Here is a 23,307-nt window from a genome sequence, read left to right as displayed (position 1 = left end):
GGGATGGCCGCGGCCGCGGCGGGCGACGACGATGGGGGCTCTCGCCGTTCGCAGCGCGGTTCACCGCGCCGTGGGCGGTCCCCCGACCTGGACGGAGACCGGTGACCGCGCAGCATGCCCACCGCACCGAACTGCTGGCCCCGGACTCGCTGACCGCCCACTCGGGTGTGGTGTCGGAGTCCGAGCACAGCGCCCTGCGCGCGGACATCCGGCGGCTCTCCACGATGCTCGGGCAGTCGCTGGCCCACCAGTCCGGCCAGGAGCTGCTGGACCTGGTCGAGGAGGTCCGCAAGCTCGCCCGGGAGAATCCGGACGCCGTCACCGGGAGGCTCGCCGGGCTCGACACCGGCACCGCCGTCGTCCTCGCCCGGGCCTTCTCGCAGTACTTCCAGCTGGCCAATGTCGCCGAGCAGCTGCACCGCTCCCGCGAGCTGCGCGCGCTGCGGCCCGCCGACCGCCGGCCGCTGCACACCGTGATGGAGCGCCTGGCCGGGGACGCCGACCGCGAGACCGTCCAGGACGTCCTCGCCCGCGCCCAGCTGCGGCCCGTGTTCACCGCGCACCCCACGGAGTCCTCCCGGCAGTCCGTGCTGGCGATCCTGCGGCGGGTGGCGGACGGGCTGGACCACGGCGCGTCCGACGACGAGCTCGGCGCCCTGGTCGACCTGCTCTGGCAGACCGACGAGATCCGGCCGGGCAAGCCGACCGTGCAGGACGAGGCCCGCAACGTCGCCTGGTTCATGGAGCAGCTGGGCACCCGGACCGTCCCGGACCTGATCGGGGAGTTCGAGGCGGAGGCCGCGGCGCACGGCTTCACCGTGCCCGCGGACGCCCGCCCGCTCAGCCTCGGCTGCTGGGTCGGCGGGGACCGCGACGGCAACCCGAACGTCACGCCGGACGTCACCCGGGACGTCCTGGAGCTCTACTCGGACCGGGCGCTGAAGATCCACGGCGCGCTCGTCGAGCAGCTGATCGGAGAGCTGTCGATCTCCACCCGGGTGATGGGGGTGTCCGAGGAGCTGCGCGGCGCGCTGGCGCGCGACCGCCGGCTGCTGCCCGCGGTGTACGACCGCTTCATCCGGCTCAACGCCAACGAGCCCTACCGGCTCAAGCTCTCCTACGTCCAGGCCCGGCTGGCCCACACGCGCACCCGGATCGCCGAGCAGCGGCCGCACGTGCCGGGCGTCGACTACCTGGGGGTGGCGGACTACCTCGCCGACCTGGGGACCGTCGACCGCTCGCTGCGCGGGCACCTCGGTGCGCGCATCGCCGCCGGCACGCTCGCCCGCGCGATCCGGGCCGCGAAGGCACTGGGCCTGCACCTCGCCGAGCTCGACGTCCGCGAGCACTCGCAGAAACATCACGACGCCCTCGGCGCTATCTACGACCAGCTCGGGGAGCTGGACGAGCCGTACGCCTCGCTGTCTCGGGCGGAGCGGCGCGCGCTGCTGTCGAAGGAGCTGGAGGGGCACCGGCCCCTGATCCGCCGGCACTACGGGCTGCCCGAGGCGGCGAAGCAGGTCGTCGCCACGTTCGACATGCTCCACGAGGTCCAGCACACCTTCGGCCCCGAGGTCGCCCGCACCTACATCGTGTCCATGTGCCAGGACGTCGACGACATCCTCGCCGTGACCGTCCTGGCGCGCGAGTCCTACATGGTCGAGCTCAAGGCCGACCCGCGCAGCTCGGTGGACCTGGTGCCGCTCTTCGAGACCGTCGAGGAGCTCTCGCAGGCCGGGCCGCTGCTCGAGGGGCTGCTGTCGGATCCCGGGTACCGGCGGCAGGTCCGCAACCGGGGCGACGTGCAGGAGATCATGCTGGGCTACTCGGACTCCAACAAGGGCGCCGGGATCACCAGCTCGCAGTGGGAGATCCACCGCGCGCAGCGCCAGCTCCGGGACACCGCGGCGAAACACGGTGTGCGCCTGCGGCTGTTCCACGGCCGCGGCGGCTCGGTCGGCCGCGGCGGCGGCCCGGCCGGCGAGGCGATCGCGTCCGCCCCGTACGGCAGCGTCGACGCCACGATGAAGCTCACCGAACAGGGCGAGGTCATCTCCGACAAGTACTCGCTGCCCACGCTCGCCCACGACAACCTGGAGATCCTGCTCGCCTCGATGCTCGACGCGAGCGTGCTGCACCAGGCCTCCCGCTGGCCGGACGAGACCCTCGCCCGCTGGGACGAGGCCATGACCTGCGTGTCCGAGGCCGGCAAGAAGGCCTACCGCGAGCTGGTCGGGGAACCGGGCCTGCCGGAGTTCTTCACCACCGCCACCCCGGTCGACGAGCTGGGCCGGCTCAACGTGGGCTCCCGGCCGTCGAAACGCCCCGGTGCGAACCCCTCGCTCGACGACCTCCGCGCCATCCCCTGGGTGTTCGGCTGGACGCAGACCCGGATGGTCGTGCCCGGCTGGTACGGCCTGGGCAGCGGGCTGGCCGCGGCGCGCGAGGCCGGGTACGGCGACGTGCTCGACGAGATGCGCGAGTGGGCCTTCTTCTCCAACCTCCTGGGCAACGTCGAGATGACGCTCGCGAAGACGGACCTCCGGATCGCCTCCTACTACGTCTCCACCCTGGTCGAGCCCGGCCTCCAGGAGCTGTTCGAACCGATCCGCGCCGAGCACGGCCGCACCCTGCGCGAGGTGCTCACCCTCACCGGGGACGACACCCTGCTCGCCCGGCATCCGGTGCTGCGCAACACGCTCTCGGTCCGCAACGGCTACCTCGAGCCCCTGCACCACCTCCAGGTCGAGCTGCTCGCCCAGCGACGCACGGGATCCGAGGACCCCGACCTCGAACGGGCCCTGCTGCTGACGATCAACGGGATCGCGGCGGGGATGAAGAACACCGGCTGAGCCGGCGCGGGTGCGGCCTACGTCACCGCCCTTGCCAAGGTTAGGCATACCTTGTGAGGATCACGGGGTGACAACGCCGGGTTCCGCCGTTCTGCGAGGTTCGCTCCGACTCACCCGGCGCCGTCTGGTCGTCGGCTCGCTGTTCGGCATCGGGTACCAGGGTGGCGAGGCCCTGGTGCCGGTGCTCATCGGCGTGGTGATCGACCGCGCGGTCGCGACCGGGGACGCCGGCGGCCTCGCGCTGTGGCTGGGCGTGCTCGCCGCGACCTTCCTGGTCCTGTCGCTGTCGTGGCGCTTCAGCGCCCGGTACTCGATGTACGCCGCGGTCGAGGTCGAGCGCGACCTGAGGATGCGGCTGGGCCGGCGCATCCTCGACCCTCGCGGCGGCGCCGAGGCCGGCCACCTGCCCGGCGCCATGATCAGCATCGCGACGTCGGACGTCCGCTACGTCGCCGGGGTGGCGGACATGGTGCCGCGGGCGGTGGCGGCGGTGGTCGGGGTGACCGTCGCGAGCGTCGCGCTGCTGACGATGTCGGTGCCGCTCGGGCTGCTGGTGCTGCTGGGCACTCCCCCGCTGCTGTTCCTCTCGCAGCTGGTGAGCCGGCCGCTCGAGCGGCGCAGCGCGGCCCAGCAGGAGGAGGCGGCACAGGCCGCCGGGGTCGCCGCGGACCTCGTCCGCGGGGTCCGTGTGCTGAAGGGGATCGGCGCCGAGGAGCACGCCCGGGAGCGGTACCGCCGCGTCAGCCGCCGGTCGCTGCACGCCACCGTCGCCACTGCACGGGCCCAGGGCGGGTACGAGGGCGCGGTGCTGGCGCTCAACGGGCTGTTCCTCGCGCTGGTGGCGCTGGTCGGCGGGCTCCTGGCGCTCCACGGGTCGATCACGGTCGGCGAGCTCGTCTCGGCCGTCGGGCTCGCCCAGTTCCTGGCCGGCCCGATGCAGTCCGCGGGCGACATCGCCGCGGTGTGGGCGATCGGCCGCGCCTCCGCGGTCCGGATCGCCGGCGTGCTGGAGGCGCCCTGGGCGATCGCCGCGGGCGAGACGATCCCGGCGGAGCCGGTGCGGGGCGAGCTGCGCCTGGAGAGCGTCGCCGAGGTGCCGGGCGGGCCCGGGGTGGACCTCGTCGCCGTGCCCGGCACGGTGCTCGGGGTGGTCGCCGATCCGCCGGCGGCGGCCGCGCTGCTGGCCTGGCTCGGCCGGGAACGCGATCCCGGCGGTGGCCGGCTGCTGCTCGACGGACGCCCGTTCGCCGACCTGGATCCGGACGCCCTGCGCGGTGCGGTGCTCGTCTCGGCCCACGACGCCGACCTGTTCGGCGGGACGCTCCACGAGAACCTGACGGCGGTGGCCGCCGGCGACCCGTCCGGCGCGATCGCCGCCGCGGCCGCGGACACCGTCGCCGCCGCCCTGCCGGCCGGGCACGACACCGCGGTGGCCGAGCGGGGCTCGTCGCTCTCGGGCGGGCAGCGGCAGCGGGTCGCGCTGGCCCGGGCGCTCGCCGCGCACACCCCCGTGCTCGTCCTGCACGACCCGACCACCGCCGTGGACACCGTCACCGAGGCCCGGATCGCCGAGTCGCTGCGGGAGCTCCGCGCGGACCGCACCACGGTCCTGCTGACCAGCAGCCCCGCGCTGCTCGCGGTCGCGGACTCCGTCGTGGTACTGCGGGAGGGCCGGGTCGCCGCGACCGGCACCCACTCCGCGCTGCTGCGCGACGACGCCGCCTACCGGGCGACGGTGCTCTCGTGACCGGGACCGCGAACACGGCCATCCTCCCCGTCGCCACCCCCGCCCGCGTGCGGCGGGCGATCGCCGAGCTGATCCGCCCGCGCCGGGCGCAGGCGCTCGTGGCGCTGCTGACCCTGGCCGCGTCCGCGGCGATCAGCCTGCTCACGGCGCCGCTGCTGGGCCGGGTCGTCGACCTGGCCGTGGCCACCCAGCGCGGCGAGCCCACCGGATCGCTGGCCACGCCCGTGCTGTCGCTGGCCGGCGTGGCGCTGGTGCAGGGCGCGCTCGCCGCCCTCGGCTTCGTGCTGGTGGCGAGGCTGGGCGAGTCGGTCCTCGCGAGCCTGCGCGAGGACTTCGTGGACCACGCGCTGCGCCTCCCGCTCGCCCGCATCGAGCAGGGTGGCTCGGGCGATCTGACCTCCCGGGTCACCGACGACGTGTCCACCGTCAGCGAGGCCGTGCGGACCGCGTTCCCCGAGGTCGCGCGCTCCGCCCTGGTCATCGGCCTGACGCTGGTCGGGCTGCTGGCGCTGGACTGGCGCTTCGCGGTCGCCGCCCTGCTGGCCGTGCCGGTGCAGGCCTGGACCGCCCGCTGGTACGTGCGCCGTTCGGGCGCGATCTACGCCGAGGAACGCATCCTCACCGCCGTCGAGCACCAGCAGCTGCTCGACAGCGTCGGCGGCGCGCGCACCGTGCGGGCGTTCCGCCTGGCCGACCCGCACCTGGCCGCGATCCGCACCCGGGTGGACGCCGTCATCGACGTCGCGATGCGGCTGCTGCGGCTGCACACCCGCTTCTTCGGCCGGCTCAACGTGGCCGAGTTCATCGGGCTCGCGGCCGTGCTGGTGGCAGGGTTCCTCCTGGTCCGCTCGGGCACCGCGACGATCGGCGAGGCCAGCGCCGCCGCCCTCTACTTCGCGAACCTGTTCACCCCCGTCAACGGGCTGCTGTTCCTGCTGGACCGGGTGCAGTCGGCCACGGCCGGGCTGGGGCGGCTCGTCGGCGTCGTCGACATGGAGCCGCCCGCCGAGCCGCTCGACCCCGTCCGGGCCGGGGACGGGTCGGTCAAGGCGGTCGGCGTCGGCCACTCGTACACCGACGGCCACGACGTGCTCCACGGCGTCGACCTCGACGTCCCGCACGGCGCGCACGTCGCGCTGGTCGGGGCCAGCGGCGCGGGCAAGACGACGCTGGCCGCGATCCTCGCCGGGGTCCGCGAGCCCACCCGGGGCTCGGTGCACATCGGCGGGGTCCCGCTCGCCGACCAGGGGCAGAGCCTGCTCCGCCGCACGATCGCGCTGGTGAGCCAGGAGGTGCACGTCTTCGCCGGGACCCTGGTCGACGACCTGCGCCTGGCCGCGCCCGCCGCCACCGACGAGGAGCTGCGGGCCGCGCTGCGGACCGTCGACGCCCTCGGATGGGTGGAGCAGCTGCCGGAGGGGCTGGAGACCGTCGTGGGATCGGGCGGGCACGACCTGAGCGTGATGGAGGCCCAGCAGCTCGCCCTGGCCCGGCTGGTGCTGGCCGATCCGCCCGTCGCGATCCTCGACGAGGCCACCGCCGAGGCGGGCAGCGCGGGCGCCCGGCGCCTCGAGGGATCCGCCCGGGCGGCCCTGCAGGGCCGCACCGGGATCGTGATCGCGCACCGCCTCACCCAGGCGGCCACGGCCGACGCCGTCGTCGTGATGCACGACGGCCGGATCGTGGAGCACGGCACCCACGACGAGCTGGTCGCCGCGGGCGGGCACTACGCGCGGCTGTGGGCCGCCTGGACCGCGTCGGGCTGAGCGGCCCCGGCGAGGAACTCCAGGATCACGGCGTTGACCGCATCGGGCCGTTCGAGATACCCGACGTGCCCGCAGTCCGGGATCTCCCCGTGCCGGGCGCCCGGCACGATCGCGGCGACCTCGGCGGCCAGCCACGGCGCGATCAGCCGGTCGTCGGCGAAGCCCACCGCCAGCACCGGCACCCGGATCGCCGCGTAGGCGGCCCGCCGGTCGACGTTCTCCGACAGCGCCAGCTGCGCCCGGACGCCGGGCGTCACCCCGGGGCCCCCCATCTCGAACAGGTCCAGCCAGTCCTGCACCGCGACCTCGTTCCGCATGGTCGCGGGAGACAGGTTGAGGTGTGCGGCGATCGCGGCCTGGTAGGTCGCCGGCAGGCTCGTGCCGGCGTCGTGGAGCGCCCGCTCGCCCGCCGACAGCGTGCGCCCCACCGGGTCGATCCGGGCGTGCGCGGCCAGCGCGACCGCGCACCGGACGAGATCGGGGCGGGCGAGCGCGAGCTCCTGGGTGATCCGGGCGCCCAGCGAGGTGCCGATCACCGCGGCCGGGCCGCCGCCCAGGTGCTCGATCACGGCCGCGGTGTCCGCCACCATGTCGTCGATCGTGAAGCCCGTCGCGCACTCGTCCGAGGGCGCGATGCCGCGGTTGTCGAAGGTCGCGACCCGGTACCCGGCCCGGACCAGCGCGGGGACCTGGTGCAGGTTCCAGACCCGCCCGCGGCTGCCGGTGCCCATGACGAGCACCGCGAGCGGGCCGTCGTCGGGGCCCGTGACGTCGAGGTGGAGGCGGACGCCGTTCAGCGGGACGAGCGGCATCAGCTCGGCACCGGGTACGAGGTGAGGTACCCGCCCATGTGCGGGAAGTAGTCCACGGCGTCGAGCTCGGTGCCGTCGTCGAGCCGGACCCGGTCGATCCGCAGCCCGGTGTTGCGGCCCCGCCGCGCGTCCGCCCCGGCGACGATCACCACGCCACGGCCGTCCCGGATGAAGATCCGTCCCGGGGTGCCGCCGTAGGTCGTCTCCGTCTCCCGTGCGGCGAGGACGCGCAGCCGGGTGGTGCCGTGGAAGCAGTACGCGTTCGGGTACGGGTCCACCTGCGCGCGGACGAGGTTGAACAGCTCCCGGGCGGTCCAGGAGAAGTCGATGCGGTTCTCCTCCTCGGTGCGGCGGTGGAAGTAGGAGGCGACGCGGCGGTCCTGCGCGGGCCAGTCCGTGCGGCCCGACGCGACGAGCTCCAGCGCGTCGACCGTGATCGGCCCGAACATGGCCAGGGTGCGGTCGAAGAGCTCGACGATCGTGTCGTCCTCGGTGATGACCGTGGAGCGCTGTAAGACCACCGCTCCGGCGTCGAACTCGGCGTTCATCATGTGGGCGGTGACGCCGACCTCGGGCTCGTCGTTGATCAACGCCCAGTTCAGCGGGGCGAAGCCGGCGTAGGCCGGGAGCAGCGCGTCGTGCACGTTGAGCGTGCCGAGGCGCGGGATCGAGAACACCTCCGGCGGCAGCCAGGTCCGCCAGTTGGACACGACCATGATGTCCGCCTCGGCCGCGGCGATGGCGGCCTTCACCTCGTCGTCCGTGGCCCGGTTGCGGACCAGCGTCGGGATGCCGTGGTCCGCGGCGAGCTCCGCCACGGACTCGTTGAAGATCTTCTCGTAGGCGTTGTCGCTGTCCGGGTGGGTGACGATCAGCGGCACCTCGTGCCCGGCGGCGAGGATCGCCTCGATCGTCCGGCGGCCCCAGGTCATGTAGCCGAACGCCACGACTCGCATCAGTTCGCTCCCTCTCGGTCGGCCGCGTCGAACGCGGCCCGGATCAGCGGGCCGGTGGCCCGCAGGGTCTCCTCGGTCATCAGGCCGAGGTGGGTGGTGGCGACGTCGTGCGCCCGCACGACGCCGGTGACGAGCGGCGCCCAGTCCTGCGCGCGATGGCCGGGGTCGCGCTCCCCCTCCGTCGCGGCCAGGAACACCACCGTGGTGTCGACGCGTGGGTGCGGGCCGCCCAGCGGGATCTCCCCGAGGGTCCGCAGCCGCTCGACGAGCGCGGCGAGCTCGCCGCGCCCCATGCCGTGCAGCACGCTGGTCTCCGCCGTGGTGGCCGCCACGGCGTCGTCGAGGGTCGGGGCCTCCGGCGGCTCGTGGCCGGTGAAGGCGAGCAGCCCGTACACCGCGTCGGACTCGCTCAGGGGTTCGTCCACACCAGACGGTTCCGCGGGCAGCGGGTAGCCGTCGAGCATGACGACCACGGGCACCCGCTCCCCCTCGCCGGTCAGCCGCGCCGCCACGAGGTGGGCGAGCGTGGCGCCGAAGGACCAGCCGAGCAGCCGGTACGGGCCGTGCGGCTGGATCTCCCGGATCGCCCGGGCGTAGGTGTCCGCGCTCTCCCAGGCCGACCGGCCCGAAGCGCCCGCCGGGTCCTGCAGGGCGTGGACCGGCAGGTCGGTGGGCAGGTGCGGGAGCAGCCGGGCGTAGGTCCAGCCGAACCCGACGGCCGGGGGCAGGCAGAACAGGCCCGGCTCGGTCCCCCGGCGCAGCGTCAGCACCGGCGCCAGCCCCTGCGGTGCACCGTCCTGCAGGTATCGGTGCAGCGCGCGCGGGGTCGGGTGCTCGAAGAGCGCCTTCGCCGAGACGGGCCGCCCGGTGTCCGACCGCAGCCGGGCCGCGAGCCGCACGGCCAGCAGCGAGTGCCCGCCCAGCTCGAGGAAGGAGTCCTCCGGGCCGACGTCGGCGAGCCCGAGAACGTCCGCGAACACGGCGCACAGGGGTCGCTCGTCCGCCGTCGGAGCCGACGCGCTCCGCGCCCGGTCGGGTGCAGGGAGCGCCCGCCGGTCGAGCTTCCCGTTGGGGGTCAACGGGAACGCGTCCAGCACGACGACGGCGGCGGGCACCATGTGGGCCGGCAGCGTGCCGGCGAGGTGCGTTCGCAGCTCCTCCCCGGTCGCCTCCGCCACGGTGTAGGCCAGGACGGTCTGCTCCGCGACCACGACCACCGCCCGGGAGACGGCCGGATGGGCACGCAGCGCGGACTCGATCTCGCCGGGCTCGATCCGGTAGCCGCGGACCTTCACCTGCTCGTCGGCCCGCCCGGCGTACTCCAGCTCGCCGGCCGGGGTCCGGCGGGCCAGGTCGCCGGTCCGGTAGAGCCGCTCCCCCGGCGCGCCGAACGGGTTCGCCACGAAGCGGCCCGCCGACAGCCCGGCCCGCCCGTGGTAGCCACGGGCCAGCTGGGTGCCGGCCAGGTAGAGCTCGCCGACCGCGCCGGGCGGGGTCCGGCGCAGGGCCGCATCGAGCACCAGCGCGTCCGTACCCGCGCCGGGTCGCCCGATCGGGACGGGCCCCCGCTCACCCGGCCGGACCCGGTGGTGCGTGGCGTACACGGTGGCCTCGGTGGGGCCGTAGAGGTCGAAGACCTCGCGGGGCGCCAGCGCGTCGGCCAGGGCGCGCGGCAGCGCCTCACCTGCCAGCACCAGCGTGGGTGGCAGCGCGTCGGGGGTGTCGGCCACCAGGGCGTCGACGGCGGACGGCACCCCGGACAGCAGCGTCGCGGGCCCGTCCGGGAACGCCGCGGCGGCGTGCAGCACGTCCGGGACGATCCCGATCGCACCCCCGCTGCAGAGCGGGGCGAACAGCTCGAACACGGACACGTCGAAGTTGAGGGACGTGGAGAACACCGTGCGGCGCAGCCGGTCCGCGCCCAGCTCGGCGATCGTCCAGCGGACCAGCCCGACCGCGCCGCGGTGCGGCACCGGCACGCCCTTGGGCACGCCGGTCGAGCCGGACGTGTAGATCACGTAGGCGGGGTTGTCCGGGTCGAGGTCCCGTGCCCGGTCCGCGTTCGTCAGCGGCGCCCCGTCCCGCGCGGCCAGGTCGGCCGCGGTCGCGGGATCGTCGAGGACGATCCGGCGCGTGGCCTCCGGCAGCGCGGTCCCCGTGTCCCGCAGCGTGATCACCGCGGACGGGCGGGCGTCGGAGAGCACGAACGCGATCCGGTCCGCGGGGTACGCCGGGTCGACGGGCAGGTACGCCGCCCCGCTCGCCAGCACCCCGAGGACGGCGACGACGAGCTCCGTGGTCCGCGGCAGGGCCAGCCCGACGACGTCCTCCGCCCCGATCCCGGCGTCCGCGAGCCGGCGGGCCAGCCGGTGGGCCGCCGTGGTGAGCTCGGCATAGGTGAGCGTCCGGTCGCCCGCCACCACGGCGACCGCGTCCGGGGTCCGTGCGGCCTGCGCGGCGACCAGGTCGGGCAGGGTCCGTTCCGGGCCCGCGGCCGTCCCGGTGCGGGCTCCGGTGCTCGCCGCGAGGACGCCGTGCTCCCCGGGCTCGAGCAGGTCCAGCGCCGCGACGGGCGCGTCCGGCCCGGTCAGCGCGTCGAGGGCCCGCCGGAGCCGGCCCAGGAGCGCCGCCGCGGTGCCGGCGCCCAGGGTGTCCGGGCGGTGCACCATCTCGAGGCGCAGTGCCTCGTCGACCGGCGTCACCACCAGCGTCAACGGGTAGTGCGTGGCGTCCCGGACATCCACACCCGACGTCAGCAGACCGCCGGCCTTCTGCGCCCGCGTCACGTCGTCGCCGTCCACCGGGTACGACTCGAAGACGAGCAGCGAGTCGAACAGCTCGGTGTGCTCGGTGCGCGCGGTGATCTCCGCGAGCCCGATGTGCTGGTGGTCCAGCAGCGCCGCCTGCTCGGCCTGCAGCTCCCGGAGCAGCTCCCGCAGGGTCGCGGCCGCCCGGGCCCGCACGCGGACGGGGACGGTGTTGATGAACAGCCCGATCATGTCCTCGGCCCCCGCGAGCGCGGGCGGTCGGCCGGACACCGTGGTCCCGAAGGCGACGTCGTCGCGTCCGGTGTGGACGCCGAGCACCAGCCCCCAGGCCAGCTGCACCACCGTGTTGAGGGTGACGCCCTCGGCGCGGGCCAGCGCGGTCACCGGACCCGCGGGGAGGTCCACCGAGAGCGCCTCGGTGGACCCACCTCCGGGGACGGCCAGCAGCGTCGGCTGGTCGAAGCCGTCGAGTGCCTCTGCCCAGGCCGCGTGGGTGGCCGCCGGGTCGAGCGCAGCGAGCCGGGCGAGGTGGTCACGGAAGGGCCGCGGCGGCGCCCCGGCCGTGCCGGCGTAGAGGTCGAACAGGTCCCGGACGACCAGCGGCAGCGACCAGCCGTCGAGCACGATGTGGTGGTTCGTGACGAGCAGCCGGTGCCGCTCGTCGCCGAGGACCATCAGGGTGAACCGGAGAAGCGGCGCGACGGCCATGTCGAAGGGCCGCAGGCGGTCCTCGCGTACCCGCTCCTCGGCGCTGCCGGAGTCCTCCCGCAGGTCCAGGACGGTGAACCCGGGCCGGACGCCGGCCTCGACGACCTGCACGGGGACGCCGTCGCGGCCGTGGACGAACGCGGCGCCCAGGTTCGGGTGCCGGCGCAGCAGCGCCGTGGCGGCCTCTCGCATCCGCTCGGGATCGAGCGGGCCGTCGACGTCGAGGACGGTCTGGGCGAGGTAGACGTCCTCACCGGTGCCCCCGCCGTCGAAGGTCGCGTGGAAGTGCAGGCCCTCCTGCAGCGGCGAGAGCGGCCAGACGTCGGTCAGCCCGGGCCGATCCCGCTGCCAGAGGTCGAGCTGGTCCTGGGTGACGGGGGCGAGCACGTCCGACGGGGTGAGCGTGCCCCGCTCGATGCCGCCGAGGCGGTGCAGCGCCGCGATCCAGCGATCCGCGAGCGCCCGCACCTCGTCCTCGGTGAGGACGCCGGTGGCGTAGGCCCAGGAGGCGCGCAGGACGGGGCCGTCGGGTCCGGCCTCGACGATCGCGTTGACGTCGAGGGCGGCGGACACGGGGGTGCTGTCGTCGACGGCGCCGCCGAGGGCGCCGAACTCGTCGGCGGTGTCCCAGCCGTCCCTGCTCGCCACCGGACCGGTGGTGTCGAAGCGGCCCAGGTAGTTGAAGCGGATCTGCGGGGCCGCGCGCAGCGGCGGGTCGAGCAGCCCGAAGCCGATGCCGCGGTTCGGGAGCGCCCGCAGCTGCTCCTTCACCCGGGCGACGGCCCCGACCCCGTCGGCGGGATCCAGCCCGGTGAGGTCCAGGCGCGCCGGGTAGACGGTGGTGAACCACCCGACGGTCCGGGAGAGCTCGGCGCCCGGGACGGCCTCCTCCTCGCGGCCGTGGCCCTCGAGCCCGACCAGCACGGACGGCGCGCCCCCGCCCCGGTGCTCGCCGACGGCGAGCGCGAGCGCGGTGAGCAGGACGTCCTCGACCCCGGCGCGGAACGCCGCGGGCACCCGGGTCAGCACCGCCTCGGTCACCGCCGCGGGCAGCTCCACCGCGATCTCCGCCGCGGTGCCGACGAGGTCACGGGCGGCGTCGATCGGGCGGGAGCCGAGCAGTGGATCGGGCCCGGCGAGCACCCGCTCCCACACCGGCCGCTCCGTCTCGCGATCGGCGCCGGTCAGGCCCAGGGCCCAGCCGCGGAACGAGGTCCCCACCGGCTCCAGCACCGGCACGGCACCCGCCCCGGCCTGCTCCCCCGCCGAGATCAGGTCCGGGACGAGGATCCGCCACGAGACGCCGTCGACGACGAGGTGGTGCGCGAGGACGAGCAGCCGGCCGCGGTCCGGCCCGTCGAACCAGACCGCCTGGAGCACGACGCCGGCGGCCGGGTCGAGCCGGTCGGCGGCGGCGTCGAACTCGGTGGCGACGACCGCGCGGAAGTCCGCACCGTCGGTCCCGGGCACGGACACGCTGTGCAGCACCGACTCCGGGTCGACCGTGCCAACGGGAGTGGTGGTGAAGACCCACTCCTTACCCGACCGTCGCAGCCGGCCCCGGAGGACGTCGTGCCGGTCGAGGACCGCGCGCAGGGCGGCGGTCACGTGCTCCCGGGTCGTCCCGGGTGGGGTCGCGAGCAGCACGGCCTGGGAGAAGCGCCGGAACTCCCCGCCCCTGCCGACCATCTCCGCGACGATCGGGGTGATCGGGATCCGGCCGGTCCCCGACGCATCGACCTCGGTGCCACGCAACGGGTCCGGGGCGGGCCGCTCGTCGAGCACCCGCGCGAGGGCGGTGACGGTCTTGTGGTCGAACACGTCCCGCGGGGACAGCGCGAGGCCGGCGGCCCGGGCCCGCGACACGAGCTGGATGGCGACGATCGAGTCCCCGCCGAGGGCGAAGAACGACTCCTCCGCACCGACGGCGGGCAGCCCCAGCACCTCGGCGACGAGGCCGGCGAGCAGCTCCTCGGTGGCCCCCTCGGCCGCCCGCCCGGTGGTGGCCTCGACCTCCGGGACGGGGAGCTCCGTGCGGTCGACCTTGCCGGAGGCCATGAGCGGGAACGCGGCCAGCAGCGTCATCGTGCTCGGCACCATGTGCTCGGGCAGCTGCTCCCGCGCCCACGACAGCACATCGGCCTGCTCACCGACCACGTACGCGTGGACCGCGTTGCCCCGCACCGTCACCACGGCCTGACGCACCGCCGGATGCGCGGCGAGGGTCGCCTCGATCTCCTCCAGCTCCACCCGCATCCCGCGGATCTTCACCTGGTAGTCCGCCCGCCCCACGAACTCCAGGAGGCCGTCCGCGGTCCACCGGGCCAGGTCACCGGTCCGGTAGAGCCGACCGCGGCCGAAGGGATCGGCGACGAACCGGGCCGCTGTCAGGCCCGGGCTGTTCACGTAACCCCGGCCCAGCGGGAGGCCGCCGGTGTAGAGCTCGCCGGTCACCCCCGGCGCGACGGGCGCGAGCCCCTGGTCGAGCACGTAGATGCGGGTGTTCGGGTTGGGGACGCCGATGGTGATCCGGTCGCGCCGCTGCTCACCCCGGTAGGACTGGTGCGACACCCCGATCGTCGCCTCCGCCGGCCCGTAGCCGTGGTACATCACCGACGGGAACACCGCCCGGAACCGGTCGAACAGCTCCGGGGTCAGCACCTCGCCGCCGCACCACACGTGCTTCAGCACCCGCGCCGCCTCGTGCACGGCCGGCATCTGCAACCACATGTCCAACATGGAGGACACGATGTAGACGAAGCTGACGCGCTCGCGCACCACGAGATCGAGCAGGTACTCGGCGTCCCGCTCGCCCCCCGGCTCCGCGACGACGACCGCGCCACCGGTCGCGAGCGGCAGGAAGACCTCGTTCACCGAGATGTCGAAGCCCATGGGCGCCTTGAACAACGCGGCGTCCCCCGGGCCGTACCGGAGCATCTCCGGGCCCTGCTGCCACCGCAGCCGCGCACAGATCGCCGAGTGCCGGATCATCGCGCCCTTCGGCACACCGGTGGAGCCGGACGTGAACATCACGTACGCCAGGCCCTCCGGATCCACCGGGACATCCGTCCACTCCGGAGCCTCCGGACCGTCGACGGCGAAGACGGGCAGCCCCGACGGCAGCACGCCGAGCCCGGCCGCCGGCCCCCGGCCCCCGGCCTCACCCGACGCCACGGGCGAAGCGCTCACCAGGGCCGCCGCACCCGAAGCCTCGGGCGAGGAGCTCACCACCGCCGCGGCACCGGCCGACTCGCAGACCTGCGCGATGCGGGCCGCGGGCCAGGAGGGCTCCACGGGCACGAACGCCGCGCCCGCCTTGAGGATCCCCAGCAACGCCGTCACCAGGTCCGCGGAGCGCTCCAGATGCACCCCGACGACCTGCTCCGGCCCGATCCCGGCGGCGAAGAGACGCGCCGCGAGTCCGGCCGCACGCGCGTCCAGCTCGCGGTAGGTCAGCCGCGTCGACCCGTCCACCAGGGCCAGGGCGTCCGGAGTCGACCGCACCCACTCCGCGAACAGCACCGGCAGCGTCTCCGCCGGCACCTCCTGGTCCGTGTCGTTCCAGTCCTCGACCACCGATGCGCGTTCGGCGGCGGTGAGGACGTCGAGCCGCCCGACCGGCAGCTCCGGTCGCGCGGTCATCGTCGCGAGGAGCCCGTCGAGCCGGGCGAGCAGGAGGTGGGCGGCGTCGGCGTCGAGGACGTCGGGCCGGTACTTGATCTCCAGCCCGAGCCGCTCGCCGGGCCGGATCACCAGGACCGCCGGGTAGTGGGTGGCGTCATGGCCCTCGACGTCCGCGAGCCGCAGGCCGGCGGCGCTCTCGGCGGCGCCGACCGCCGCCTCGTCGAGCGGGTAGGACTCGACCACGGTGAGGGTGTCGAACAGCTCGCCGCCACCGACGGGGCTGGTGCGTGCGATGTCGGCGAGGCCCAGGTGCTGGTGGTCGAGCAGCACGGACTGCTCGGCCTGCACCCGTTCGAGCAGGTCACCGACGGTCTCGGCCGCGGCCAGCGACACGTGGACGGGGACGGTGTTGATGAACAGCCCGACCATGTCCTCGACGCCCGGCAACGCCGGGGGCCGTCCGGCGACGGTCGTCCCGAAGGTCACGGCCGTGCGCCCCGTCAGCCCGCCGAGCAGGATCGCCCACGCGGTCTGCAGGACGGTGCTGAGGGTGACGCCGCGCTCCCGGGCGAGCCCGGTGACGGCGGTGGTGCGGTCGTCGTCCAGATCGGCGCCGACGCCGACCGGGACCGTCGGCTCCTCGGGCGACCCCGGCAGCAGCAGGGTGGGTTCCTCGGCGGTGCGCAGCGCGTGCCGCCAGGCCTCGCGGGAGGCGTCGGTGTCCTGGTCGGCGAGCCACCGCAGGTAGGTGCGGTAGGACGGCGGCTCCGCCGCGGCGGTGCCGGCGTAGAGGTCGAGCAGGTCGCGCACGAGCAGCGGGGTGGACCAGCCGTCGAGGACGATGTGGTGGTTCGTCAGCACGAGCCGGTGCCCGCCGTCGCGGGGCCGCAGCAGGAACCGGACCAGGGGCGGCACCGTGAGGTCGAAGGGCCGCAGGCGTTCCCGGGTCTCGGCGTCGGCGTCGGCGTCGGCGTCGGCGTCCTCCACCACGGTGAACTCGGGCTCGACGCCGTCGACGACGAGCTGGACGGGGAGCCCGTCCGCCCCCTCGACGAACGCCGTGCGCAGCACCGGATGACGCGCGACGAGCCGGGTCGCCGCGACACGCAGACGCTCGGGATCGAGCGGGCCGTCGAGGTCCAGGACGGTCTGGGCGACGTAGACGTCACCGCCCGCAGAGTCCGCGTTCAGCGTCGAGTGGAAGTACAGGCCCTGCTGCAGCGGCGAGAGCGGCCACACCTCGGTGAGCCCGGGGAAGCGGCGCCGCCAGCGGTCGAGATCGCCGGGTGCGGCGGCCACCAGCTCCCGGTGCTCGGTGACGGTGGGGGCCTCCGCGGGCGCCCGGCCGTCGAGCACCCGGGCCAGGGCGGCCACGGTGCGCTGTTCGAAGACGTCCCGGGGGGACAGCGCGAACCCGGCCGCACGGGCGCGGGACACGAGCTGGATGGAGACGATCGAGTCGCCGCCCAGCGCGAAGAACGAGGTGTCGAGGTCGACGGCGGATCCCACGGTGTCGAGGCCGAGGACCTGGCCGACGAGCGCGGCGAGGGCCGCCTCGGTCGCGGTCGCCGGGGCGCGGCCGGCCACCGGGGCGGCCATTCCGGGATCCGGCAGGGCCTTGCGGTCGACCTTGCCGGAGGCCATGAGCGGGAACGCGCCGAGCAGCGTCACCGTGCTCGGCACCATGTGCTCGGGAAGGTGCTCGCGCGCCCACTCCAGGACGTCCGCGGGCTGGGGCGGGGTGGGCGTGGTCACGGTGTAGGCGTGGATGCTGTTGCCCCGCACCGTCACCACGGCCTGACGGACCGCCGGATGCGCGGCGAGGGTCGCCTCGATCTCCTCCAGCTCGACCCGCATCCCGCGGATCTTCACCTGGTAGTCCGCGCGGCCCACGAACTCCAGGAGCCCGTCGCTCGTCCAGCGCGCGAGGTCGCCCGTGCGGTAGAGCCGGGCGCCCCCGGAGGACCCGGCACCGTCAGCGCCATCACGACCAGCGCCCGCACGCTCGGAAGCGAAGGGATCGGCGACGAAGCGGGCCGCGGTCAGGGCGGGCTCGTGGACGTAGCCCCGGCCGAGCGGCAGCCCACCCGTGTAGAGCTCCCCCACCACGCCGGGCGGGACGGGGTGGAGCCCGTCGTCGAGAACGTGGATGCGGGTGTTCGGGTTGGGCACCCCGATGGTGATCCGGTCCCGCCGCTGCTCACCCCGGTAGGACTGGTGCGACACACCGATCGTCGCCTCCGCCGGGCCGTACCCGTGATACATCACCGACGGGAACACCGCCCGGAAACGGTCGAACAGCTCCGGCGTCAGCACCTCCCCGCCGCACCACACGTGCTTCAGCACCCGCGCCGCCTCGTGCACGGCCGGCATCTGCAACCACATGTCCAGCATGGACGACACGACGTAGACGAAGCTGACGCGCTCGCGCACCACGAGATCGAGCAGGTACTCCGCGTCCCGCTCCCCGCCCGGCTCCGCCACGACGACGGCACCACCGGTCGCCAGCGGCAGGAAGATCTCGTTCACCGAGATGTCAAAACCCATCGGCGCCTTGAACAACGCCGCATCCCCAGGGCCGTACGCGAGCATCCCCGGACCCTGCTGCCACCGCAGCCGCGCACAGATCGCCGCATGCCGGATCATCGCCCCCTTCGGCACCCCCGTCGACCCCGACGTGAACATCACGTACGCCAGGCCCTCCGGATCCACCCGCACATCCATCCACTCCGGAGCCTCCGGACCGTCCACAGCGAAGACGGGCAGCCCCGACGGCAGCACACCGGCCCCTGCACCCAGCCCGGCCTCCGGGCCCCCCGATTCACCCGCAGCCACGGGCGAGGAACTCACCAGGGGCGCCGAACCCACAACCTCGGGCGCGGCACTCACCACGGCCGCCGCACCCGCAGCCTCGGGCGAGGCGCTCACCACCGCCGCCGCGCCGGCCGACTCGCACACCTGCGCGATCCGCGCGGCCGGCCAGGAAGGCTCCACCGGCACGAACGCCGCACCCGCCTTCAGGATCCCCAGCAGCGCCGTCACCAGGTCCGCCGACCGCTCCAGATGCACCCCGACGACCTGCTCCGGCCCGATCCCCGCCGCCGACAGCCGCGCCGCCAACCCCGCCGCCCGCGCGTCCAGCTCCCGGTAGGTCAGCCGCGTCGACCCGTCCACCAGGGCCACGGCGTCCGGAGTCGACCGCACCCACTCCGCGAACAGTGCGGGCAGCGTCTCGGCCGGCACGTCGAGATCGGTGTCGTTCCAGCCGGTCACGACCTCGGCGCGCTCGGCCGGGGTGGTCACCTCGATCGCGCGCAGGGCGGCGTCGGGCCGCTCGGCGAAGGCCGTGAGGACCTGCACCACGCGCTCCGCGAACCGGGCGGCGGTCTCGGGCTCGAAGAGGTCCAGGGCGTAGTTCACGCTGCCGCCCATCGCGCCCCGGTCCTCGACGAAGTCCACGCTCATGTCGAACTTCGAGGTCCGCAGCTCGACGGCCACGGCGCGGGCGTCCAGAGACCCGGCCGCCGCCTCCTCGGTGACCTGGTAGGTGACCATGGTCTGGAAGAGCGGCTGCCGGTTCAACGCCCGCTCGGGCGCCCCGCTGCTCGACAGAACCACGTCCACGACCCGCTCGAACGGGAGGTCCTGGTGGGCGTAGGCCGCCAGGGCGGTCTCGCGGGCGCGGCCCAGGACCTCGCGCAGCGTCGGGTCGCCCGACAGGTCGGTCCGCAGCACCAGCGTGTTGACGAAGAAGCCGACCAGCCCGTCGAGGGCGTCGTCCGTGCGGCCCGCGATCGGCGTGCCCAGTGGGATGTCCGTACCCGCGCCGAGCTTGTGCAGCACGACGGCGACCGCGGTCTGGGCCAGGATGAACGGGCTCACACCGGTCTCCGCGGCGAGCGCCCGCAACGCGCCCGCGATCGGAGCGGGCAGGGTGAAGGGCGCGGTGCCCCCGCGGCCGGTCGGGACCGCCGGGCGGGGACGGTCCCGCGGGACCGGGATCTCGGCGGGCAGCCCGTCCAGCGCGGTGCGCCAGTGCGCGAGCTGGCGCGAGACCAGGCTCTGCCGGTCCTCCTCGGTGCCGAGGACCTCGCGCTGCCAGAGCGCGAAGTCCGCGTACTGCACCGGGAGCGGCGCCCACGCGGGGGCGCGGCCGTCGGCACGGGCGGTGTAGGCCGCACCGAGGTCCGCGAGCAGGGGCGTGGTGGACCATTCGTCGCCGGCGATGTGGTGGACGACGATCGAGAGCACCGCCTCACCGGAGGGCAGCACCAGGATCCGGGCCCGGACCGGCAGCTCGCTCTCCAGCAGGAACGGCTCGTCCGCGTCGGCGGCGAGGGCGGTGTGCAGGTCCTCGGCGGGGATGTCGACGACGGGGACCTCGAGCGTCCATTCCGGATCGGAGCTGCCGAGGATCCGCTGGTAGGGAGTGCCGTCCCGGTCCGGGAACAGCGTCCGGAGGCTCTCGTGGCGCGCCACGACGTCCCGCACGGCCTCGGCCAGGGCGGCGGTGTCCGTGTCGCGCGGGAACCGTGCCGCCGACGGGATCGAGTAGGTGGAGCTCGGGCCCTCGAGGCGGTAGAGGAACCAGAGCCGCTGCTGCGCGAAGGACAGCGGCGGCTCGGCGGGCCGCTCCCGCGGCACGAGCGGAGGCCGTTCGGTCGACGGGAAGGACTCCGCCGGGTCCGGGGAGGCCGGGGTCGCGCCCGCCGAGCGCTCCACAGCCGCAGCGGCCTCGATCGACGCCGCCAGCCGGGCGACCGTGGGGGCGTCGAAGATCTCGCGCACCGGGAGCCGCAGGTCGAGGACCTTGCGGATCCGCGCCACCAGCCGCGTGGCGAGCAGGGAATGACCGCCGAGGGCGAAGAACGAGTCGTCGACGCCGACGGGCACGCCCAGCACCTCGCCGAACAGCCCGCAGAGGGTCTCCTCCAGCGGAGTCGACGGCGGCCGGGACGCGGCGTTTCCGGCGCGCTCCGGGGCCGGCAGGCGGCCGCGGTCCAGCTTCCCGTTCGGCGTGGTCGGGAGGGCGTCGAGGACCAGGACCGCGGAGGGAACCATGTGCGAGGGCAGCCGCGCGGCGAGCTGTGTGCGCAGGTCCTCGCCGTTCGCCGGTCCCACCACATAGGACACGATCTCGGCGCCTGCCGGGCCGTCGGTGCGGACGATCGTCGCCGCACCCGTTGCGCCGCAGGCGAGCAGCGCGGCGGTGATCTCGCCCAGCTCGATCCGGAAGCCGCGGACCTTCACCTGGTCGTCGGTGCGGCCGCGGTACTCCAGCTCGCCGGCATGCCAGCGGACGAGGTCGCCGGTGCGGTAGAGCCGCCCGTCGCCGAACGGGTTCACCACGAACCGGCCCGCGGTCAGCCCGGGGCGGCCCAGGTAGCCGCGGGCGAGCTGGTACCCGCCGAGGTACAGCTCCCCCGGGACACCCTCGGGCACCGGGCGCAGGGCGGCGTCGAGGACGTACGCGGTGGTGTCGCGGGCGGGCGTGCCGATCGGCACCGGGCCGGTGTCCCCGGGCCGCGTGCGGTGGGCGGTGCTGTAGACCGTGGTCTCGGTGGGGCCGTAGAAGTTGTGCACCACCGCGTCCCGTTGCAGGGCACGGACGAGCTCGCGGGAGGTCGCCTCACCGGCGAGCACCACGGTCTGCGCGTGCAGCGGAGCGCCGGCGAGCAGGGCCTCGACGGCAGTCGGCACCCCCGAGACCAGCGTCGGGCTCTCGACCTCCGGGGCGGCGAGGACGTCGTCGACGATCTCGAGGGTGCCCCCGGCCCGCAGCGGCGCGAACAGCTCGAACACCGACACGTCGAAGCTCAGCGACGTCGAGAACACCGCGTGGTCCAGTGCGCCGGCGCCGAGCCGCTCGGCGGCCCACTCGACCAGCCGCACGACGTTGGCCTGCGGGAGCACCACGCCCTTGGGCACACCGGTCGAGCCCGACGTGAAGATCACGTATGCGGGATGGGCCGGGTCGAGCGCGCGGACCCGGTCCGCGTCGGTGAGCCGCTGCGGGGAGAGACCGGCCCCGTCGTCGAGGCCGACGACCGGCGTCCCGTGGTCGGGCAGGTCCACGCCGTCGGCGGTCAGGATCGCGGCCGGGGACGCCTGGTCGAGGACCGACCGGATCCGGTCCGCGGGGTAGCGCGGGTCGACGGGCAGGTAGGCGGCACCGGCGCGGATCACGGCCAGCACCGCGACGACGAGGTCGGGGGTGCGCGGCAGGGCCACGGCGACGACGTCCTCGGGCCCGATCCCCCGCGCGGCCACCAGCCGCGCGAGCCGGTTGGCCCGGGCGTCCAGCTCGCCGTAGGTCAGCCGGACGTCGCCACCGATCACCGCGACCCGCTGCGGGTCGGCCGGTTCCAGCACCGACGCGAGGGTGCGCGCGGGCTCGCCGGACGCAGTCCGGTTCGGGAGGTCCAGGAGCGCGGCGCGCTCCTCGCCGTCGAGCACCGGCAGGGCGCCGACCGGTGTGGACGGAGTCTCGGCGAGGGTGTGCAGGATGCGGCCGAAGCGCGCCAGCATCGGCTCGATCACGGTGGGCGGCACCCGGTGCGCGATCCCGAGCTCGAGATCGTTCTCGGGGTGGGCGAGCAGGGTCAGGGGGTAGTGGGTCGCGTCGCGGCCCTGCACGCCGGTCACGGTGAGCCCGTTCCGCGACGGGTCCAGGGCGTTCGTGTCGACCGGGTAGGACTCGAACACGGCGAGGGTGTCGAAGAGCTCGCCGCCCCCGGCGGCGCGCTGGACGTCGGCCAGGTTGAGGTAGTGGTGGTCGAGCAGCGCGACCTGCTCGGCCTGCACTCGGCGCAGCAGCGCCTCCAGGGTCTCGGCGGGATCGAGGTCCACCCGCACCGGGACGGTGTTGATGAACAGCCCGACCATGGACTCCACGCCGGGGACCTGCGGGGGCCGGCCGGAGACCGTCGCCCCGAACACGACGTCGCGACGGCCGGTGGTGTGGCCGAGCAGCAGGGCCCACGCCACCTGGACGACCGTGTTGAGGGTGACGCCGGTGGCGGCGGCGAGCCGGACGAGCCCGGCCGCGGTCTCCCGAGGCAGCGGGACCTCGGCGCGGGCGGGAAGGCCCTCCTCGTGCCCGGGCGCGACGACGCACGCCTCCACCCCGTCGAGCGCCTCGCCCCAGGTCCGCAGGGAGGCGTCCCGGTCCTGACGGCCGAGCCAGGCCAGGTGGTCGCGGAACGGGCGGACCCGCGGCAGGCCGGCCGGGTCGCCGTCGGACTCGTAGAGCGCCAGCAGGTCCGCGACCAGCAGCGGGGTCGACCAGCCGTCGAGCAGGATGTGGTGGTTGGTGATCGCCAGCCGGGAGCGGGTGGCCGACAGCCGCACCACGAGCAGCCGGATCAGGGGCGGGGCGGCGGGATCGAACGGCTCGGCACCGGCGGCGCCGACCAGCGCGGCGCAGGCGGCCTCCGGATCGGCCTCGCCCGACACGTCCGCGGCGGCGAACGGCAGCACGACCTCGCGCAGGACGACCTGCACCGGGCCGGACCGCTGGTGGGTGAACGCGGTGCGCAGGTTGGCGTGCCGCTCCAGCAGGGCCTGGCCGGCCCGGCGCAGGCGCTCGACGTCGATCCCGCCGTCCGGTCCGCCGTCCAGGTCGAGGACCAGCTGCGCGGTGTAGACGTCCGCGGTGCCGTCCTCGGCGGCCCGCAGTGCGTGGTGGAGGAGCCCCTCCTGCAACGGCGAGAGGGGCAGGACCTCCTCGATGCGGGACTTCCGGGCCGGTGCACTCGCCGCGCTCGCTGCCTTGCCGGAGCTCACTGGGTACCCCACTCTGCTTCCAGGTCGTCGAGATCGGACTGGTCGAGGTCGACCAGTGCCATGTCGGACGGCGTGTGGCCGCCGCCGTGCCCACCCGCCACGTGGGCCGCGAGCGCGGCGAGCGCCGCCACCCACAGCTCCGCGAGCGCCGTGACGTCGTCGCCGTCGAGGAGGCCGGACGGGTAGGTCCAGGTCGCCGACAACACCGGGCCGGCCGGTCCGTCCTCGGTGACGGCGTTGACGTCGAGGACGTTCGCCGCCGGCAGCCGCGCATCGGTGGTGCCGCCGA

Annotated in this window: 7 protein-coding genes (1 of these 7 cut by a window edge); 3 read left to right on the top strand and 4 right to left on the bottom strand. The window is 75.0% G+C overall.

Annotated features, from left to right (window positions below; translation table 11 throughout):
* The first annotated feature begins 101 nt into the window (after positions 1-101).
* The 3 genes from ppc (at position 102) to ABD324_RS19350 (ending at position 6,365) form a co-directional block, all read left to right on the top strand.
* Positions 102-2,852, top strand: a complete 2,751-nt coding sequence (gene ppc / locus ABD324_RS19360; protein WP_344418749.1) for a phosphoenolpyruvate carboxylase — start codon at positions 102-104, stop codon at positions 2,850-2,852.
* Between the two features lie 67 nt (positions 2,853-2,919).
* A complete protein-coding gene (locus ABD324_RS19355) occupies positions 2,920-4,599 on the top strand; it encodes an ABC transporter transmembrane domain-containing protein (protein ID WP_344418746.1) in 1,680 nt (559 codons plus the stop codon).
* A complete protein-coding gene (locus ABD324_RS19350) occupies positions 4,596-6,365 on the top strand; it encodes an ABC transporter ATP-binding protein (RefSeq protein ID WP_344418743.1) in 1,770 nt (589 codons plus the stop codon). The genes ABD324_RS19355 and ABD324_RS19350 overlap by 4 nt, the downstream gene beginning before the upstream one ends.
* On the opposite strand, the gene ABD324_RS19345 is transcribed toward ABD324_RS19350, so the two are convergent.
* The 4 genes in view from ABD324_RS19345 to ABD324_RS19330 are tightly spaced (each overlapping or abutting the next) and all read right to left on the bottom strand, a layout consistent with a single transcriptional unit that may run on beyond the window.
* Positions 6,326-7,177: an alpha/beta fold hydrolase gene (locus ABD324_RS19345; RefSeq protein WP_344418740.1), complete on the bottom strand. Its 852-nt coding sequence runs from the start codon at positions 7,175-7,177 to the stop codon at positions 6,326-6,328. The two genes, ABD324_RS19350 and ABD324_RS19345, sit on opposite strands and share 40 nt — an antisense overlap.
* Positions 7,177-8,133 (bottom strand): methionyl-tRNA formyltransferase, encoded by a 957-nt coding sequence (locus tag ABD324_RS19340; protein ID WP_344418737.1) that lies wholly within the window; start codon positions 8,131-8,133, stop codon positions 7,177-7,179. The genes ABD324_RS19345 and ABD324_RS19340 overlap by 1 nt, the downstream gene beginning before the upstream one ends.
* A complete protein-coding gene (locus ABD324_RS19335) occupies positions 8,133-23,030 on the bottom strand; it encodes an amino acid adenylation domain-containing protein (protein ID WP_344418734.1) in 14,898 nt (4,965 codons plus the stop codon). Before ABD324_RS19335 ends, ABD324_RS19340 begins: the two co-directional genes overlap by 1 nt.
* A protein-coding gene (locus tag ABD324_RS19330; protein ID WP_344418731.1) for an amino acid adenylation domain-containing protein crosses the window boundary here: on the bottom strand, positions 23,015-23,307 show its end. Its footprint extends 18,526 nt past the window's final position; the window shows 293 of its 18,819 coding nt (coding positions 18,527-18,819); its start codon lies off the right edge, out of view — the gene reads right to left on this strand; the stop codon is at positions 23,015-23,017. Before ABD324_RS19330 ends, ABD324_RS19335 begins: the two co-directional genes overlap by 16 nt.

The organism is Pseudonocardia ailaonensis (assembly GCF_039531635.1).
In the GTDB taxonomy this organism is placed as follows: Bacteria; Actinomycetota; Actinomycetes; order Mycobacteriales; family Pseudonocardiaceae; genus Pseudonocardia; species Pseudonocardia ailaonensis.
Note: the sequence above shows the minus strand (reverse complement) of the source record. Positions and strands in the feature narration are given on the sequence as shown.